Below are 2,520 nucleotides of genomic sequence, written 5' to 3'. Positions count from 1 at the left end.
AAACGCATAATTTCCGATGCTTTCGACATTACTCGGAATTTCAATGCTTGTTAAACCGCTGCAATCCTGAAACGTAGCATCTCCGATGTTTGTGACACCACTCGGAATTTCGATGCTAGTTAACTTGTCACACCCGGCAAACGCACCCTCTCCGATGCTTGTGACATTATTTGGGATCGTGATGTTCGCCAAGCTGCTGCAACCGGAAAACGTAGCATCTCCGATGCTTGTGACATTTTCTGGAATTTCGACACTGGTTAAGTTGTTGCATTTAAAAAACGCAGAATCTCCGATGCTTGTGACATTATTTGGAATCGTGATGTTCGCCAAGCTGCTGCAACCGGAAAACGTAGCATCTCCGATGTTTATGACACTACCTGGAATCGTAATGCTTGTCAAGATGCTGCAACCCTGAAACGCACCCTCTCCGATGCTTGTGACACTACCTGGAATCGTGATGCTTGTCATGCTGCTGCAATCGTAAAACGCACCCTCTCCGATGCTTGTGACACCTTCTGGAATTTTAATGCTTGTTAAACTGCTGCAATCGTAAAATGCATAAGCTCCAATACTTGTGATGCCATTTTCAATCACAACTTTATTTACGTTGTCTTTCTTCTGGGTTGCAGGACTATCATCAGTATCATAATCTTTCATCGCCCCTGTACCGCTGATGGTCAGTGTGCCGTCGGCGTCCAGTGTCCAGGTCAGGTTGTCTTCGTTCCAGTAAGTATACCCTTTTTTCAAAAGTATATCGCAGTCTGAACAATAGCGGTCGCCGGAATAGCCAGGGGCTGTTTCTGTCGGTTCTGATGCATTACGAATGGTGGTGTTTTTGTGGTTCAGAGCAGGAATGATAAATTCTGACTGTTCGACTGCCTTAGCCGTTTCTGGATTGGTATCATCTGATAAGAAATATTTCTTACAATGCTCACAAGTCCAGTAGTCCTTATTGCCGTTTTCGGTACAGGTCGCAGCTTTTGCTTCTGTTTTATTTAATGTGTGCGATGAGGAAACCAAATTCGCTTGAGCACCGAAATCACTTTTTTTCAATGTGGATTTACAGCTCAGAGAAATGGTTTTCAAGTTGGTGCAACTATCAAACACAACCACTCCAATGCTGGTGACACTGTCTGGAATCGTGATGCTGGCTAAGCTTCTGCAATACCTAAACGCAAAATTTCCAATGCTTGTGACACCACCCAGAATCGTGATGCTGGTTAATCCGGTGCAATTCCAAAACGCAGAATTTCCAATGCTGGTGACACTACTCGGAATTTCAATGCTTGCTAATTGGCTGCAACTTTCAAACGCAGAATTTCCAATGCTTTTGACACTACTCGGAATTTCAATGTTTGCTAATTGGCTGCAACTGGAAAACGCAAAATCTCCAATGCTTGTGACACCACCCAGAATCGTGATGCTGGTTAAGCCACTGCAACCAGAAAACGCATATTTTCCGATGCTGGTGACACTTTTCGGAATTTCGATGCTTGCTAATTGGCTGCAATTCTTAAATGCACGCTCTCCGATGCTTGTGACACTACTCGGAATTTCAATGCTTGCTAATTGGCTGCAACTTTCAAACGCAGAATTTCCAATGCTGGTGACACTACTCGGAATTTCAATGCTTGCTAATTGGCTGCAACTTTCAAACGCAGAAACTCCGATGCTGGTGACACTGTCTGGAATCGTGATGCTGGTTAAGTTGCTGCAATTCCAAAATGCATAATCTCCGATGCTTGTGACGCCATCTTTAATCACAACTTTTTTTACGCTGTCTTCCTTCTGGGTTGCAGGGCTATCGTCCAAACGATAGCTCTTCATCGTTCCTTCGCCGCTGATGGTCATTGTGCCGTCGGCGTCCAGTGTCCAGGTCAGACCGTCATCTTCGTTCCATGTCTGCGATCCTGATTCTGTCCCTGCACCTGTTTCCTCCGCACTCGCCGTGATCCCCCACGAGATATTTTGCAGGGTATCGGTCGGGAAGTACAGCAGCGTTCCCGCCGCCATGACTGCTGCCGACGAAAGGGCAGCCAGCCGTTTCCATTGTTTCTTCATAATATGCCTCCTTCGTTTTCGAATATATTACATATTCTTGATAGAACTATTATAACATGATCGAATATTCTTTGTCAAGAAAAAGGACGAGTTTTTTGAGATTTCGTTCAAATTTTGGAAGCTAGAGCAAAGTGGCTATTGTATCACTTTTTCGCTATGAACAGAATGATGTAGTATAATAAAACTTGACACCCTAACCTCAAAGGAATAAAATAGGAAAAGGAAGAAATGAAGGAAAAAGGAATGTCAAAAAATAAACAATATGAAAATGCGTACAAAGTGCAGGCAGTAAAGCTTGCAAAAAAGATAGGTGCGGTAAAAGCAGCGAATGAACTTCAGATACCCGTAAATATGCTGTACGGCTGGATCAGAAAAGTAAAAATAGGAAGCCTTGATATTGGCTGCGGCGAACGCAGCCCGGAAGAATCTCTGAGAACCTGTCTTCACAAGAAATATATG

The 2,520-nt window shown here is 43.8% G+C and carries 1 protein-coding gene and 1 pseudogene; one reads left to right on the top strand and one right to left on the bottom strand.

All coding sequences use genetic code 11. The features are described 5' to 3' along the window. Window positions 1-2,013, bottom strand: a 2,013-nt coding sequence (locus tag QZL66_RS02720) for a leucine-rich repeat domain-containing protein (protein ID WP_293601795.1), incomplete at its 3' end; no start/stop codon positions are given. 276 nt (window positions 2,014-2,289) lie between these two features. On the opposite strand from QZL66_RS02720, the pseudogene QZL66_RS02715 reads away from it, so the two are divergent. Beyond that, a pseudogene (locus QZL66_RS02715) lies at window positions 2,290-2,520 on the top strand (hypothetical protein); the annotation flags it as partial.

Source organism: Ruminococcus sp. CAG:330, from assembly GCF_000437175.1.
Taxonomy (GTDB): Bacteria; Bacillota; Clostridia; order Oscillospirales; family Ruminococcaceae; genus Ruminococcus_C.
The sequence above is the reverse complement of the archived record's forward strand: the minus strand, read 5'-3'. Positions and strand labels throughout refer to the sequence as shown.